Source organism: Fibrobacter sp. UWR3 (genome assembly GCF_900143055.1).
GTDB lineage: Bacteria > Fibrobacterota > Fibrobacteria > Fibrobacterales > Fibrobacteraceae > Fibrobacter.
The window spans coordinates 174,535-190,448 of sequence record NZ_FRCW01000002.1; the positions used below are offsets into that span (position 1 = coordinate 174,535).

Here is a 15,914-nt window from a genome sequence, read left to right on the forward strand (position 1 = left end):
ACACTTTAGCACATTTTACCCCATTGAGAAATTCTCCGGGGAGCATAATTACATATATTAGACTCGTAAAGTAAAAGAGGTATACTATGCTTTTCAAGAAAATACTCCCCATCACCGCAGCAGGCATCCTCGCCATCGGGCTTTCCGCCTGCGGCGATTCCGACAGCGCATCTAACCCGAACAACACGCCCGAAGATCCGGGCACTGTCCCCACCGACTCCATCCCCGACAAACCGGCCAACCCGGGCGACAGCGTCGTAACCCCGACAGACTCCCTGCCGCCTGCAACCGACACGACAACGACGCCAACCGAATTCACGGTGCCCGAAGAGGCTACTGAAATCACGCCCGCAACCACTATCCCGAAAGAGGCCGGCAAGGGCTTCCTCATTGACGATTTCGAGGACGGCGACAACGAGAGCCTTATCCCGAAGGCATTCTGGTACACCTACGACGACAACGACAACGACGGCGCGTCTGTCATCCTGACCCCGCTGAACGAAGACGGCTACCCGAAGGCAAGGCGCTCCGACAACGGCACCGAATACGCATTCGCCGTCTACTACAACCTCGACAAGGGCGAATACGCCTACGACCCGTACGTGGGCTGGGGCGTGCAGATTCCCGACACGCTCAACCTGGCCAGTTTCGGCGGCATCAGCTACTGGTACAAGGGCGGCAAGCACGAAATCCACGTGGAAACCTCCGACGTGAAGGACTACGACGTGCACCTCGCCACCGTGAAGGCCTCGCGCACATGGAAGCAGGTCTTTATCCGCTTCAAGGACCTCGCACAGGGCGGCTGGGGCGAAGAAGTCGAATTTGACCCGGCCCACATCACCGCAGTCAGCTTCCAGGCCAAGGGCAACCACGTGAAGGACTCCGTGCTCATCGACAACGTGTACTTCCAGGACACGAGCGAAGTCGCGAAGGACACCGCCGACATGCAGATCATGGATCCGGAAATTCCCGAGGTGACCATCGGTGATATAACCATCGCAAACCCGCTCCAGGAAAAGGCGATGAAGTACCTCAACAAAGGCATCAACATAACCAACTGGCTCGAAGAGGACAAGACATACTTCAAGGGCGAATTCAAGTTCGACGAGAGCGACGTGAAGCTCATGGCCGACAACGGAATCAAGTCGCTCCGCTTCCCCATCGACCTCGACCGTTACGCCACCAACCGCGATGAATTCGTGGCCGACACCACGGACGCCACCGAACTCAAGTTCGACGACGCAAACCTCTTCGCCGTACTCGACTCCTTCGTGGAATGGACCGGCAAGCACGGCATGTCGTTCGTGATCGACTACCACGAATACGACAACAGCTACAACGCCACCAGTTCCAAGAATCCGCGCTACATGAAGATGATGGCGAACGTGTGGAAGCACGTGGCAGCCCACTACGCAAGCAACGAACGCGAGGACATCTTCTACGAACTCCTGAACGAGCCCGACATGAGCAACGGCAAGGCGACCTCCGCCAACTGGCGCAAGGCCGCACAGGAAGACATCGACTCCATCCGTACGGTCGACAAGAAGCACACCATCATCTTCGGCGATGCACAGTGGTACAGCATCTCGTTGCTCACAAAGGGTCAAAAGCTCAATGATGACAACGTTATCTACGCCATCCACACCTACGAGCCGTTCGTATTCACGCACCAGGGAGCCAGCTGGACCGACCTCAAGAGCATCAAGAACCTGATGTTCCCCTACGACAAGGAAAGATGGTCCGAATACACAGCCGACTTCGGTGTCACCAAGACGGTACCCAGCAACTACAAGAAGAACATCCAGAACTACTATAAGCTTGGCAGCAAGGAATACATCCTCAGCCTTATCCTGCCCGCCAAGGAATGGGCCGTAACGAACAACGTGCCGGTCATCATCAACGAGTTCGGCGCCTACAACGTGAAGACCGACAAGCAGTCCGTGCTCAACTACATGGCTGCGATGAAGGAAATCAGCGATACGCTCCAGATTCCGCTCACGCACTGGGGCTACACCGGCGGCTTCTCGCTGTTCGAATCCACCGACGGCGTGAAGGGCACCCAGCTCATCGAGGGCATGAAGGAAGCCTACGGTCTGGAATAACTCTTTTTCAAAGTTCTCCTCCTAACACAAGCGCTGTGCGGGCAACCGCACGGCGTTTTTTGCTTTTTTTATGGGTTTTCAAGCACGAATTTCCTAAATTTATAAGACAATGCTCTTCGACGCGAAAAAGATCCGCGCTAAGGTTGCGGCTACACTTGCAGGCACATTGCTGCTTGCGGGTTCCGCCTTTGCGGCCGGTTTCTACGGCAACCAGAGCGACATCAAGTGGAAGACCGCAGACACGAAGCACTTCCAGTTCATCTACCCGCAGGAATACACCGAGCACGCCTCCGCACTTTCCGCATACGCAGAGGCTGTCTACGATTCGGTGGTGGGCCGCTACAAGAAGGACCTGCCGGGCCGCGTGAACGCAGTGCTCAACAACGCGCTCTACAGCAACGGCAGCGCCGTCCCGAGCGAGAACGCGGTAAACCTGTGGCTCACCAACTGGGATTTCAAAATCCGTAGCAGCCACGGCTGGCTCGCCGACGTCATCACGCACGAATTCAGCCACCTGGTAAGCATCGAAAACGGGAGCAAGTTCAAGCCGAGCATCTACGGTGTACAATTCAGCTACACCGACTACTACAACGAGCGCATCACGAGCGACTTCGCGACGTTCCTCCCCTTCACGCTGCAGCCGCTGTGGTTCGCCGAAGGTACGGCGCAGTTTGAATCCGCCCGCATGGGCTTTGACGCCTGGGACACACATCGCGACATGCTGTTGCGCGTCGCAGCCCTGAACGACACCCTGCTCCCGCTCGAATACATGCACGACTTTTCGGACAACTCGCTTTTTGCCGAACTCGGGCCCTACACGCAGGGGTTCTCGCTCGTGCTCTACATCTCGAAGCACTACGGCGAAGACGCTGTCCCGAAAATCTGGACGGAACTTTCGAAACCCTACCGCGTGACGCTCGACGGGGCACTCAAGAAAATTCTCGGGATTAGCGAGAAACAACTCTACGAAGCGTGGAAAAAGGAAATCACCGAGGCGTACAAGGCGCAGAAGGATTCCCTCGGGCCTCTCGTCGAAGGCACGAAGATTACCGCAGACGCCTTCTGGCAGGACTTCCCCGTAGTTGCGGGCAAACACCTCTACGGCGTATCGAACTTCGGCGGGCCGTGGTTCGACGGTGCGGTGTTCAAGATGCCGCTGAAAGAGACGAAAGATAGCGCAGAAGTCAAGGACAGTACTGCGAATAAGATCCCCGCCTCCGCGGGGATGACGAAGGAAGGGGCCTCCGCGGGGATGACGAAGGAAAATGAAAAAATTGACGGCGTAGAAATCGGAATGATTTCCATTGAGGAAGAGGAAGGCGATTCCACCATCGACATAAACGACTACGCGAAGAGCGGGTTCCGCGCGAAGAAGCCCTGGTTCGACAAGGGCATCGATGTGTACGACGCCCCGGAAAAAGGCCCGATTCTCGCCTACGTGACGTTCCAAAACCGCGACAAGGACGGTCACGCCCACTTCGACATTGCAGTGAGCGACACGAACAAGAACAAGCTGAACCTCACCCACCTCGTAGACGCGGTCTACCCCGCATTCAGCCCCAAGGGGAACGAAGTCGCCTTCGTGCGGCGCGAGCCCTACAGCACGCGCTTCGTGCTGAGCAAGGTTCCCTTCACCGCAGACTTCAGCGAATACACGGCAGAAGACCCGATAGACATCTACGTGCCCAACGCGAAGTTCAGGTACTACAACATCTATAGCCCCAAGTACAGCCCCGACGGCAAGCGAATCGCCTTCAGTTTCTTTGACGACGTGCATCGCGGAATCGCCGTGATAGACGCCGACGGCAAGAACATGAAGGTCGTGAGCACCGAGGGCTACGACGAGCGCGACGTAAACTGGATTGACGACAGCAAGATCGTGTTCGCAAGCAACAGGAACGGAATCTTCAACCTCATCGAGAAGAACATCGACACCGGGAACGAACGCCCGCTCACGAACGTGGTCGGCGGCGCATTCACTCCGGTACTCGCAGGCGACACTCTCTACTTTACGCAGTACGACAAGGACGGGTTCTCGCTCTACAAGCTCCAGTATACTCCTGTCGCGATGATAAACGACACGACGATGAACGTGACGGAACGCGACAGTACCATCCAAGTTGCCGATACCGTTTGGAACAACTGCGCGGCAACTGATTCTACAAAGATCCCCGCCTCCGCGGGGATGACGAAGGACTCCGCTTCGGTAGACTCTATCGCTGCTGCTGTCATTCTGGAGCGTAGCGATAGAATCCAGAGTGACAGCATCCAGGCCAACGCGACCGCAAACTGCACGACAGAGCCGACAGTCACGATGCGCGATTCAGCCATCAAGCTCATTGACACGACATACACCATCACGCAGAGGCCCGCCCCGAGCGAAATCGTGCTCAAGGGCTCGCCCCTCCCGCGCATTGAGAAGCATATAGAACTCGAAAGCCGCGAATTCGCCGGCACCGAGCGCGACTACAAGCCCATCCCGACAGTCCCGCTGTTCATCCCCATGCTCGCCTTCTACGAGAACGCCCCCGACCTCACCGTATTCGGCGACGGGCAACTCAAGGCAAAGATCGGGCTTGCCGCCATCATCGCAGACCCGCTCAAGAAGAACACCCTACAAGTCGGCCTCATGCTCGAAATCGGGAACGGCATCGACTACATCAACGGCAGCGGCCTCAACCCGGAACAAGAAAAGGAATTCTTCGTCGCATGGGAGAACAGGAGCACGCCCATCGATTTCGGGATTTCGTACACGTACGCGAGCTACACGAGCAAAGATACCGTGCGTTACGAGGATGTGCGCGCCAATGACGGGGACAGCCTCGGCATCAGCAACTACGCAGTCCCGATGCAATCGATTGTCGCAATGGCGGGTTACAGCCCGTTCAAGAGCGTCGACACGCTTCAAATTGCCGCAGGTTACGACTGGGCAGACTTCAACCTGTACGAAGACAACTTCGCGTGGACATACCAGAAGCGATTCAGCGCGATGGCGCTATTCGGGCTCTACGGCGACAGTGAAGGCGAAGACGGCACAGGAATCAGCGGGCAGGGCGACGGCGCCGTAATATCGTACCAGTATTCCAACAGTGACCTCTACCGCCCCGGTACGTTCGCCGAAAGTTTCGTCGTCACCAAAAGCGGGAAAATCAAGCCCAAGTACAGGAATTTCAACATACACGAATTCGGCCTGAGCCTCTACGGGAGCATCCAGAGTCCACTCACCGGAGCGCGACTCGCCGCAGGTGCTAAGCTCGGAGGCATTTTCAACTGGGATACCGACGCGAAGGATTCTACCGGCGCCAAGGTGGATACGCTCGACTCGTACTATTACAGCGCCGTGTTCCTGGAAGGCTACCCCTACCTGCGCAGTTCAGAAAACTACACGCGTGCGGGCACCAAGACCGCCATGGCGGAAGTCCATTACCTGTTCCCCGTCTACGACGACTGGCGTAAGGGTTTCTGGATTTTCGAAACGCGCGCATTCTACATCGACGCATTCGCGCAGATCGGTGCCGCATGGAACAGCAAGTGGTTCGATACGGACAAGTTCACGGACCACGATTTCTGGGACCGTTCTGCGGGCCTCAGCTTCAGGTGGAGCAACAAGATTTTCTACAGCATCCCGCTCGACATAACGCTCACGTTCGCACGCGCACTCAGCCGCATCGGCGACGATGAAGGGCGCGAAGGCAGTTGGAAGCCCACGACAATCGACGTGCCGCTTTTACCGGACGCGATTTCGCCCACGCGGATCAAGTTTACGCTCGGAATGGGATTCATCAATAGCTGGCAGTAAAGATCCCCGGTCGGAGCCGGGGATGACGATTGTGCATCGGTCGGAGCCGGGGATGACGATTGTGCATCGGTCGGAGCCGGGGATGACGATCGTGCATCGGTCGGAGCCGGGGATGACAGCTACATTGCCTTCAACGCGGCAGCGAGTTTTTTCTTCGCATCGGGTACGCGCGAAAGCACTACGTCTTCAAGCAGGCAGCACATGCGGTAAGGGATTTCCTCGTAAGCGGGGATTTTCTCCGGCTTAGCGATGTAAAAATCGAGCCCTGCCTTTTTTGCATGGTGTAGGAACACGGACGTAAGTCCGGGTCTCGCCTTCTCGAGCCCGTTCGCATGCAGCCCTAGTTTCTGGACATCGCCCAGGATATGCGCGTACGGCAGGTTCGCCTTCACGTAGCGGCACACCTTGAAGAGCAGGTTCATCGCATCGTCCAGCGGTTTGCCCTCGTGTTCCACGCAGGGTTCGAACACGATATCTTCGGCAAGGAAATTGAGTTTGCCCACCAGCAGGCGGTACATGCGCTCGATAATTTCGGTTTCGCGCGCGAAGGTATCCGCAGTGCCCTTCTCGTCTTCGGCAAAGCATACCAGCGCAAACCCGCGCTTGCGAATTTCCATTGCCTTCGTGAGGAAGATTTCTTCACCTTCCGCGAGGCTTATACTGCGGGCGATTCCCTTCCCCGAAATGCATTCGATTCCTGCGATAAGCAAGTCCCAACTGCGGGAATCCATCATCACCGGGCATTTCGCAAGCGACTTGTCATCGAGCATCTTGCCCATGAACGCCTGTATCTGCGGAGGCTCTGTATCGTAGGAATCCAGGTTTACGTCCAGGATTTCGGCACCGTAGGTAACCTGCCTGTGCCCGAGCGCAACGGCATCGGCAAGGTTCCCTTCGCCAAAGATTTTCGCGAACTCGGGAGATTCCTCCCGATTAAACACGTTGCCCACGCAAATGCAATTCCCCGCACCTGCTACCGTCATGGGTGCAAGCCCGCTCAACAGCATGTTGTACCGGCGGGCAGGGATTCGGCGGGGGCGGCTACCCTTGAGCGCCTTCACCATGAACTTGAGCGACTCGGGCGTGGTTTCCTTGCCGCCGCCCACGATGTTCACGAGGCCCGAATCGGCATAGCGCCAGAGCTCCTTTGCGCGGCCCTTCACGGAATCGCTGTCGTGGGGTTTCATGCCCTCGAGCGAAACATCCACCATCACGCTCATGCGCACGGGAGCATTCTCGATTTCTTTCAGGAGGTCATGCAGGTCGCCCGCGTTCTCACCCGCCGAAAGCCCGATACTGAATACCGGGAAACTGCTCACGGTATGCTGTAACGCCCTTGCGGTAAGGCCTGCCAGCGTGCCTGCACCCGCTTCGGCAATTTCGCCCGAAACCATCACGGGCACAAGTTCCTGGCGTTCGGAACACACCTTGAATACGGCGTGCAGGGCCGCCTTCACGTTCAAAAGGTTACGGAACGAATCCAACAGCAGTATGTCGGCATTCCCGTCCAGAAGGCCACGCACCACCTCGCTGTAGGCATCGACCAGTTCTCGGAAGCCCACATCCGCGGAATCTTCCGCAGGTCCCATCACGCCCGCGACATACTTGCGTTCGAGCGTCTGGCCCAGCTTGCCTGTTTTGCACTGAAGAATGTCGTCGTTGTATTCGGCAATCGACTCGCAGGCGATGCGCGCCCCCGCAAGGGCAATGTCGTACGCCATGTTCTCGAGCCTGAACTTCCCCTGCACAATCGGGTTTGCGCGCACGGTGTTGGTGCGGATAATGTCGGCACCCGCCTCCAGGTAGGCACGGTGGGCCTTTTTCACGACCTGCGGCGCAGTAACGCAAAGTATATCGTCGTTGCCCTGCAGGTCCACCGCGTGGTCCACGAACATTTCCCCGCGGTAATCTTCTTCACGCAAATCGCACGCATCAAGAACAGTCCTTGCCGGCCCATCCATCACAAGGATGCGCCCGATGCTCGCCCTCGCGAGTTCCTGGTAGGACTTCGAGAGGTTCATGGAACTATCTCCGCGTGTTCGGGACCTCGCCCGGGAGCAACTGCCCCGGGCTCGTGCGCTGGGCATCGCGCCCCTTGAAATTCGGATTGTACTGTTGGACCTTCGCCTTCTTCACCTCGGACTGCACCTCCATCAGGTGAGACTCCCAGGTTTTCATCGCGTCGTCAAGTTCGCCACGCGCCTGCAGCATGAGTTCGCGCAGCTGCAGCAGTTCCTGCATCTGTTCGCGCTTCATTATCCAGAGTTCCTCTTCCTCGGGCATGCGCTCGATATTGAAGAGCAGGTTCAGGTAACGTTCTTCCGCTTCCTTGTACGCCTTGTACGTTTCCTTGTACATCATGTAGCGGTCGTCGACCATCGTCTGCTGGGGCGAAGGGTGCGAGGTACAGCCCGAAAGTACCGCCGCAAAAGCGACAGCAAAAACGGCACAGGCTTTGCGGAAGATACTCGTCATAGGTTACTCCGCAGCCTGGTTGCGCTTGATGTTGAAGAGGCGTTCGTGCGTGATGTTGCTCTTGAAGGTCACGGTATCCTTCGTCACCGGGTGCACCATGTAGTGCGTTCCGACCTTCACCTCACGTTCCTGGCAAGGGATGCCCGTCTCGGGGTCAATCATGATTTCGAACTCGGTATCGTATTCCGCCCTAAGACCCGTATTGTATGCCTTGAACTTCTCGGGCACGATATTGCTGTTCACGTGCTGCTCCCAGATGTAGTAGGGGAAGCTTTCCTTCTCGTGCAGGTAAATCTTGTAATCCAGGCAACGACGGTGGTCACGGTTCTCGAAGCCCTTCGTGACAACGGAATCAATCTTGATGAGGGCAAAGTTCAGGCGTCCCTGGTCCTTGAGCATCTGCGTGATGTTCGCCTTCACGGGCACTGTACCCGTAAGCAGGTGGTCCATTTCCCAGCGATGCTTTTCGAGGCGGCGCAGGTGCGGCTTGTAATCGGGGTTCAGGAGCTGCTTGCGCCAGCGTTCGGGCATCGGGATGTGCGCGAGAAGCGTGTCGTAACCGTCATCGAGGCCGGTAATGCTCGTCACTTCGCGGTCAACGGCCGCAAGGTTCACCTCCTTCACGCGCCATGCAAGTTCGGAGGGCATAAAATTCTTGAGGTAGCCGCGGGAATTGTTCACGCGGTACAGGCGCTGCACCTTCGTGGTATCGCCCGCAGTAGAGTAGTTCAGGTCCACATAGGCGGCAGTAATCGTGCCCATCTGCTCTTCGCCCTTCAGGTCAATCGTCGCGAAGTAGCTTTCGGTATAGACCTCCACATCCACAGGCTGAGCAAGCTTGTAGTTGAGCGTAACCTCAGATTCGCCGCAACCGACAAGGGAAAAAGGCATAACACAAAGAGACAGAAGCCCGCCGAAGCCGGCCAGAAGTTTACTACGAATCATCGAAAATTCCAATTACTGTTTGTTCTTGATAAGCGTGATTTCTTTCACGGCCAGCAGGCGGTCGCCCGTAGTAGCCTCGATAACAATCTGGCCCGGAGCATGGTGGCGGGTCATTTCTGCTGCGGTCATAAGCCCTCCGCGCTTGGAGTGGCCCTGGAGCGTATAAACGCTCACCTTCTCGTTCACCTTGGTTTCGTACTTCCAGATTTCCTTGCCCTTGTTAGCGGCAGTACCCTCGTAGAAGGCAATCTTGATGGTCGGGAAATCGAAGCCCGTACCGTAGCGGAACTGCACAATCATCGGGTTGATAAGTTCAAATTCGCTGGTAGTATCGGCAACCAGCTGCAAAGCCGGATTCCATTCACGACCACACACGATGTGCGGATCTTCGGTGGAGCAGGACGAGAAGAATGCCCCCATGACAATCACCAAGAAAATAGCGAGTTTTGAAAGTCTGTTCATTTTAAGCCTTCCTGGAAAAACACCTAATTAACAAATTAGCAAAATCCCCCCGAATTGCCATATTCGTTGCGTTGTTTTTTACAATATGTGGCGTTTTTGGCCGTTTTAGGCGGTTTCTAGCGGGCCAGAACGAGCATCATTTCGAGGTGGGGAGTCTGCGGGTAGAAGGCAAAAGCCTCCGCACGGCAGATTTTGAAGCCCTTTTCGGCAAGGAGGGCGGTATCGCGGGCGAGCGTCACCGGGTGGCAGGACACGTAAATCAGGCGATTCACTGAGGAATCCGCTATGGCGTCGAGGGCTTCTTTCGGGAGGCCGGTGCGCGGCGGGTCCACGATGAGCGTCGCGGGGATATCCACCACGTTGCTCGCGAGCCATTCCTCGGCCGGCGCGGAAACATTTTCTATCGTCGCGACTTTTTTATCGCCACCAGATACAGATAAATTAACCTCTGCATGCTGCAGGCATTTTTCTTCGCGTTCCACGGTCGTCACGCGCTTAAACTTGTCCATAAGCATCGCGGCGAAGAACCCTACCCCGCTGAAGAGGTCGATAAGCCATTCGTCGCTCGATTCCCCGCTCGCAAGGCCTTCGTCCACGGCATTGCGCACGGACTTCACCAGCGCGGGCAAAAGCTCGAGATTACTCTGGAAGAACACACTCGCATCAGCCTCAATCTTCTTGCCGCAGATTTCGGAGACGCTTACCGCATTCTCGCTGAACTCGCGGGCAGGCATACCCTCGTAATAGTACGAGATTTCACCCGCGCCGTTATCGAAGAGGTTCACTTCCATCTCGCGGCCGGGGCGGAACTTGCCCGCAAAAATCTCGCGGGCGCGCCCCTGCAAGAACTCGTTGAGCGCGGGCGTCAATACGGGGCAGTTCTTGAACAGCGCCACACTATTGCTTTCCTGCTTGCGAAATCCGAAACGCACAATCGGCTTGTCGCCGGCCTGGTCGCAAACCACGACGACCCGTGCGCGGTTGCGGTAACCCCACGCGGGGCCCGTGTGCACCTTGAAATCTTCGGGCAATTCTATGCGGGCGATGCGCCGGAAGTTCTCGCGCTCGACCTGCGCCAGGTATTCCGCCTGCTTCTCGCTTTCCAAGTGCTGCAAGCTGCACCCACCGCACTTGCCATATAGCGGGCAGCGCGCCTCTACGCGGTCGGGATTTGCGCCTTCCAGCACTTCCACGACATGCCCGCGGGCAAAATCTTTTTTCGTGAACGTCACCGCCACCTTACAGAGTTCGCCCGGCAACGCGCCCGAGACAAAGCACACGCGGCCATCAGGCAGGCGCGCCATACCCTCGCCGCCCTGCACCATTTTCTCGATGCGGACTTCGAACACCTCGCGGGCGGGCGCAGAATATGCGGGGCGAGCAGACGCAGGGCGCTTGTGGCCCGACCTGCGCAGCTTTCCAAGCTTGTCAAAACGGCGAAACATGGGCATAAAGATAGAATTTAAGGAGCAAAAAGTAAAATCAGCGGTGAAATAATATATTTTTCTTCTAAAGGAGGAAATTAAATGAAACCCCACGCACTTCTATTCCCGGTACTCCTGTCTTTTGCGCTCCTCACTGCCTGCGGCGATGACGACTCGTTCATCCCGAAAGTCCCCGAGCTGCCCGGCGAAGTGGCAGACATGGACGAGCTCAAGGAGTTCGAGTGCAACGACGACCTCATGGGCGAAAAGGTCTACGTAAGAGACCTCGAAACGGACTACGAATGCGATGGCGACCACTGGTTCGAAACCATCGATACGGGCAAGTCGAGCTCGTCTTCCAAGAAAACATCTTCGAGCAGCGCAAAGTCCAGCAGTTCTGCAGAATCTTCGCCCAGCGAGAAATCCAGTAGTTCCGCAGAGTCTTCATCCAGTGGAAAGTCGAATTCCAGCGAGACAAGCGTGTCCAGCTCCGCAAAGTCGAGTTCGAGCTACACAACCCCATTGCTCTCTCACTGCGATATAGGTACCGACGAAAACTGCTTTAAGGACGCCCGCGATGGTCAAACATACAGAACGGTCAAAATCGGAAATCAGGTTTGGATGAGGGACAATCTGAACTTCAGAACAGGAAGTAGTTCCTGTTATAACGATGACACCAGCTTCTGCACTAAGTACGGTTTGCTCTACACCTGGGCAACAGCCTTAGACAGCGTTGGCGAATTCAGTACAAACAGCAAGGGCTGCGGATATAACGCATTGTCGTGCCGACCAGTTTCTCCGACATACGGAATCTGCCCAGATGGATGGAGAATTCCTTCAACCATCGATTGGAGTATTTTGTTTGGTAAGGTTGGAGGCAAGGATGTTGCCGGCAAAGCCCTCAAATCCGCATCTGATTGGCTAAATGACGGCAACGGGACAGACGAAGCATCGTTCACGGCCTTGCCGGGAGGACGTTTCGAAGAAGGAATATTCTATCTCATAGGTAACGACGCATCTTTTTGGGCCAGCAATCCCAATACTACCACATATGTCAAATTAGTTGATTATGTAGCTATGTCTGACGATCTCGACAAGGCAGCTGATTACCAGACTGAACCATACAACAAGCGTTACATTCGTTGCATCAAGATTGATACTGCTCAAACAGCATCTTCGTCCAGCATCACATCGAAGTCGAGTTCAAGCGAGTATACACCTTACGACCATAAGAACGATCTTTTTGAAGACAGTCTGAACTCCGGCGCGTACAAGAAATTTACCGATGTACGGAACGGAAGGTCGTATTACTATCTCACGATTAACGCAAAAGATGGTGACGAAGATGTTTCGGTAACAGTCATGGCCGAAAACCTGAATATCGGCATCGATGTGCCGGGAGCAAATGACCAGAGCGACGATGAGAATATTGAACGCTACTGCTACAATGACGACACGACCAACTGTGACAAGTACGGCGGCCTTTACCAGTGGGCCGAGATGATGCAATTGCCGAGTCGCTGCAATGTTGACGCTTGCGAAGACCTTATCGAGGAAAATCACCGGGGCATCTGCCCTGAAGGCTGGCACGTGATGACCTATGACGAGTATGTCATTGTATTAACGGCCAATAAGGAAGAAAAAAATATTCGAGCTATATCCTTTGGCGGGGATAATCTAACCGGATACAGCTTAATCGGAGCTGGTCATAACCGGAATCATCAATTCGCTGATTTAGACAACATGACATTCTGGTTTTACCCGGAAAATGGCACTATGTCAGAACCGTCAGCATTTTCAGGCTATCAACTAAAATCTTCCGCCGGAATGGATTTTACAAGCAGTCGCAAATCATATGCCAACTCCGTTCGCTGCGTGAAGGACTAAAAGGGGGGAAATAAAATGAAGCACTCACTCTACACCGCATTTGCATGCGCAGCGTTCCTCGCCGCCTGCGGCGACGACGACAACGATTTTATCGCGCGCCCTGATGGCGCAAAGTCTTCGTCGAGCATGGCAAGGAATTATTCCAGTACAACGGAACCTTACACCATCGTAGACCAATTTAACCCCAGAATCTCGTACGGTGAGATGGTTGACGACCGTGACGGTCAAACATACAGGACCGTAAAAATTGGGGACCAAACCTGGATGGCAGAAAATCTGAACTACCGAGACCTGCGCAAAGTATGGGATTATGATTCAAGCAGCTTCTGTTATAACGATTCAGCCATTTATTGCGAAAGATACGGACGTTTTTACCCATGGAGTACAGCCATGGACAGCATTGGGACTTGGAGTACTAACGGCAAAGGTTGTGGAGGAAACGGATGCACTCCGACTTATCCAGTACGAGGCATTTGTCCAAGTGGCTGGCACCTGCCAGACTCGACAGAATGGAGAATCTTGATTAACACAGCGGGTGGAGACTCAATCGCAGGCGAACATTTAAAATCCAGAAGCCCAGATTGGGAAACTCAAGTCAATTATGATGACAAAAAAAGATATGGAGGAAAAGACACTTACGGATTTTCCGCACTTGCTTCTGGCACATATTGGGACATCCGTGTAGGTGTTGCATGCATTCCACGCCTTTCAACGGAAATATGGACATCAACATCTTACTATTCGACAGACGCATACGCCATACATTTGGATATATTCAACAACAACGCGTGGTATTATACCCCCAAAAAAAGATCAAGTAATCCTGTCCGCTGCGTGAAGGACTAGCGCATTTAGCCCAAAAAACAACAGCAATTTGTCGGCAAAATGCGCCCGCTATCGCCTTAATGGTCAAAAGCGGGCCTTTTTTAGTGCTTTTTTCTATATTTCGCCCGAAATTGTACCATGACGACTATTCTCTTGCCAGATACGCTCACGGCGACGAACAGCAAAGACCTGCTCCGGAATTGCACGAAGCAGCTCCGTAGCGGTGCGCTGTGCCTTGACGGCAGCAATCTCGCAAGCATGGACTACAGCGGCGACGCGTTCTTCGCGCTCCTCGCCGAACTTTCCGAAAAGACGGGCAACGCGCTCACCCTCGCCCACTTCAACGCCGATATCAAGGCGCACCTTTCTGCACTCCGCAAGATGGAGCCGCCCGCAAGGCCCGCGAAGGGTACGAACAACGTTCTCGAGATGCTCGGTGGCATCGGCTTTGCCGTGCTGAAGGAATCCTTCGAGGTCCTCACGCTCCTGTTCATGTCCATCTACTGGACCGTCTTCGGGCCGTTCGACAAGGGCAAGATCCATTTTGGCGGTGTCGCCAAGCAGATGTTCAAGCTCGGGAGCGAAGCCATGGGAATATGTTTCTTGATGGTCGCCCTCATCTGCCTTACGATGGCGCTCCAGAGTTCCATCATGCTGAACGCGGTGGGCGGCGGCTCCTACCTCGCCTCTGGTCTCGGCTTCCTCATCTTCGCAGAAATCGGCCCGCTCCTCACGACCATCATCCTCGCGGGCCGTTCCGGCAGTGCCGTCGCCGCCGAAATTGCGAACATGAGCGTGTGCGAAGAAGTCAAGGCCATCAAGTCGATGGCCATCCCGCCGGTGCAGTACCTGGTGGTGCCGCGCTTTATCGCCATGAGCGTCGCAACGCCCATCCTCTCGTTCTGCGCCTCCATTTTCGGGTGCTTCTCGGGGTTCCTCATCGCGTACTTCTTCTGCGACATTTCGTTTTCCAACTACATGATGGGCATCCGCGACGGTATCGCGCCCATCACGTTCCTAAAGAGCAGCATCAAGGCGCTCGTCTTCGGCTGGATAGTGACGCTCATCGCCTGCAACAAGGGTCTGAACGCGCACGGCGGCGCAGAAGCCGTGGGCAAGGCAACCACATCGAGCGTGGTCGCCGCAATTTGCTGCATCGTGCTCGCCGACACCCTCTTCGCCTTCATATTCTACTAGGGAGCAGCAATGGAAGAAATCCTGAAAGTAGATCACCTGAAGGCAAGTTACGGGCGCGAGTCCATTCTGAAGGACATTTCCTTCGGGGTGAAGCGCGGCGAAATCCGCATGGTGCTCGGGAGTTCGGGCTGCGGTAAATCGACGCTCCTGAACAACATCCTGAAGTTCATCAAGTCCGACGCAGGCACTATCACCTACTTCGGCAAGACCTTCGGTGCAAAGGAAGGCCTTGACAGCGAGACCCGCATGCGTACGGGCGTGCTCTTCCAGAGCGGGGCCCTCATCGCCGACCTGACCATCGCCGAGAATGCGATGTTGCCGCTCAAGCGCAGCATGCCCTACATGCCCAAGAGCCAGATGGAAGCCATCGTGGCCGACCGCCTGGAGAAGGTGCACCTGCTGCACGCCTTCCACAAGTACCCGGGCGAAATTTCGGGCGGTATGAAGAAGCGCGCAGCCCTCGCCCGCGCCATCGCGCTCAAGCCGGAACTGCTCTTTTGCGACGAACCTTCCACGGGCCTCGACCCGGTGACGGCCCGCTCCCTCGACGAACTTTTGCTCGAACTGCGCGACACGCTCAAGGTATCGATGGTCATCGTGAGCCACGAACTCGAGAGCATCAAGATTATCTGCGACAGATTTGTGTACCTCAAGGACGGCTACGTGCTCAAGGACGCCACGCTGCAAGAAGGCATGGAATCCGACGACCCCACGCTACGTCACTTTTTCAACCGGCAGTGCCCCAAGGAGGAATACTCCGAGGGACTCTACCACTTTAATTTTATAGATTGATTCGGA

Annotated in this window: 11 protein-coding genes; 6 read left to right on the plus strand and 5 right to left on the minus strand. The window is 55.4% G+C overall.

The annotated features are described in order from the left end of the window. Positions 1 to 86: 86 nt before the first annotated feature. Positions 87 to 2,102 carry a cellulase family glycosylhydrolase gene (locus BUA44_RS02870; protein WP_072808375.1) on the plus strand — a complete coding sequence of 672 codons (2,016 nt, stop codon included), beginning with the start codon at positions 87 to 89 and terminating at the stop codon, positions 2,100 to 2,102. A gap of 109 nt (positions 2,103 to 2,211) precedes the next feature. Then, positions 2,212 to 5,901, plus strand: a complete 3,690-nt coding sequence (locus BUA44_RS02875; protein ID WP_072808377.1) for a PD40 domain-containing protein — start codon at positions 2,212 to 2,214, stop codon at positions 5,899 to 5,901. 119 nt (positions 5,902 to 6,020) lie between these two features. Here BUA44_RS02875 and BUA44_RS02880 read toward each other — a convergent pair whose 3' ends face one another. The 5 genes from BUA44_RS02880 to BUA44_RS02900 all read right to left on the minus strand — a co-directional run bounded on the left by BUA44_RS02880 (position 6,021) and on the right by BUA44_RS02900 (position 11,228). Next, positions 6,021 to 7,922: a homocysteine S-methyltransferase family protein gene (locus BUA44_RS02880; RefSeq protein WP_072808379.1), complete on the minus strand. Its 1,902-nt coding sequence runs from the start codon at positions 7,920 to 7,922 to the stop codon at positions 6,021 to 6,023. Between the two features lie 4 nt (positions 7,923 to 7,926). Further along, positions 7,927 to 8,376, minus strand: coding sequence for a hypothetical protein (locus BUA44_RS02885; protein ID WP_072808381.1), 450 nt, complete (start codon positions 8,374 to 8,376; stop codon positions 7,927 to 7,929). A gap of 3 nt (positions 8,377 to 8,379) precedes the next feature. Continuing rightward, entirely contained in the window at positions 8,380 to 9,267 is an 888-nt protein-coding gene (locus BUA44_RS02890) for a hypothetical protein (protein ID WP_255370437.1), read from the minus strand. Between the two features lie 66 nt (positions 9,268 to 9,333). Continuing rightward, the gene (locus BUA44_RS02895; RefSeq protein ID WP_072808383.1) at positions 9,334 to 9,783 is read right to left on the minus strand and encodes a hypothetical protein; all 450 of its coding nucleotides are present in this window, start codon (positions 9,781 to 9,783) and stop codon (positions 9,334 to 9,336) included. A 116-nt stretch (positions 9,784 to 9,899) separates the two neighbouring features. Continuing rightward, positions 9,900 to 11,228 (minus strand): class I SAM-dependent RNA methyltransferase, encoded by a 1,329-nt coding sequence (locus BUA44_RS02900; protein ID WP_083579465.1) that lies wholly within the window; start codon positions 11,226 to 11,228, stop codon positions 9,900 to 9,902. Positions 11,229 to 11,309: 81 nt separating this feature from the next. On the opposite strand from BUA44_RS02900, the gene BUA44_RS02905 reads away from it, so the two are divergent. The 4 genes from BUA44_RS02905 (at position 11,310) to BUA44_RS02920 (ending at position 15,908) form a co-directional block, all read left to right on the plus strand. Then, complete coding sequence (locus tag BUA44_RS02905) at positions 11,310 to 13,094, plus strand: FISUMP domain-containing protein (RefSeq protein ID WP_072808385.1); 1,785 nt, start codon at positions 11,310 to 11,312, stop codon at positions 13,092 to 13,094. A 15-nt stretch (positions 13,095 to 13,109) separates the two neighbouring features. After that, positions 13,110 to 13,940 carry an FISUMP domain-containing protein gene (locus BUA44_RS02910; RefSeq protein ID WP_072808388.1) on the plus strand — a complete coding sequence of 277 codons (831 nt, stop codon included), beginning with the start codon at positions 13,110 to 13,112 and terminating at the stop codon, positions 13,938 to 13,940. 117 nt (positions 13,941 to 14,057) lie between these two features. Beyond that, entirely contained in the window at positions 14,058 to 15,116 is a 1,059-nt protein-coding gene (locus BUA44_RS02915) for an MlaE family ABC transporter permease (RefSeq protein WP_072808390.1), read from the plus strand. A gap of 9 nt (positions 15,117 to 15,125) precedes the next feature. Continuing rightward, positions 15,126 to 15,908, plus strand: coding sequence for an ABC transporter ATP-binding protein (locus BUA44_RS02920; protein WP_072808392.1), 783 nt, complete (start codon positions 15,126 to 15,128; stop codon positions 15,906 to 15,908). The last annotated feature ends 6 nt before the right edge of the window (positions 15,909 to 15,914 follow it).

Excerpts from the sequence above, each read along its gene's own strand:
- BUA44_RS02870 (WP_072808375.1), top strand. The coding sequence starts at position 87 with ATGCTTTTCAAGAAAATACTCCCCATCACCGCAGCAGGCATCCTCGCC.
- BUA44_RS02885 (WP_072808381.1), bottom strand. The coding sequence starts at position 8,376 with ATGACGAGTATCTTCCGCAAAGCCTGTGCCGTTTTTGCTGTCGCTTTT.
- BUA44_RS02890 (WP_255370437.1), bottom strand. The coding sequence starts at position 9,267 with ATGCCTTTTTCCCTTGTCGGTTGCGGCGAATCTGAGGTTACGCTCAAC.
- BUA44_RS02875 (WP_072808377.1), top strand. The coding sequence starts at position 2,212 with ATGCTCTTCGACGCGAAAAAGATCCGCGCTAAGGTTGCGGCTACACTT.
- BUA44_RS02880 (WP_072808379.1), bottom strand. The coding sequence starts at position 7,922 with ATGAACCTCTCGAAGTCCTACCAGGAACTCGCGAGGGCGAGCATCGGG.
- BUA44_RS02900 (WP_083579465.1), bottom strand. The coding sequence starts at position 11,228 with ATGTTTCGCCGTTTTGACAAGCTTGGAAAGCTGCGCAGGTCGGGCCAC.
- BUA44_RS02915 (WP_072808390.1), top strand. The coding sequence starts at position 14,058 with ATGACGACTATTCTCTTGCCAGATACGCTCACGGCGACGAACAGCAAA.
- BUA44_RS02905 (WP_072808385.1), top strand. The coding sequence starts at position 11,310 with ATGAAACCCCACGCACTTCTATTCCCGGTACTCCTGTCTTTTGCGCTC.
- BUA44_RS02895 (WP_072808383.1), bottom strand. The coding sequence starts at position 9,783 with ATGAACAGACTTTCAAAACTCGCTATTTTCTTGGTGATTGTCATGGGG.
- BUA44_RS02910 (WP_072808388.1), top strand. The coding sequence starts at position 13,110 with ATGAAGCACTCACTCTACACCGCATTTGCATGCGCAGCGTTCCTCGCC.
- BUA44_RS02920 (WP_072808392.1), top strand. The coding sequence starts at position 15,126 with ATGGAAGAAATCCTGAAAGTAGATCACCTGAAGGCAAGTTACGGGCGC.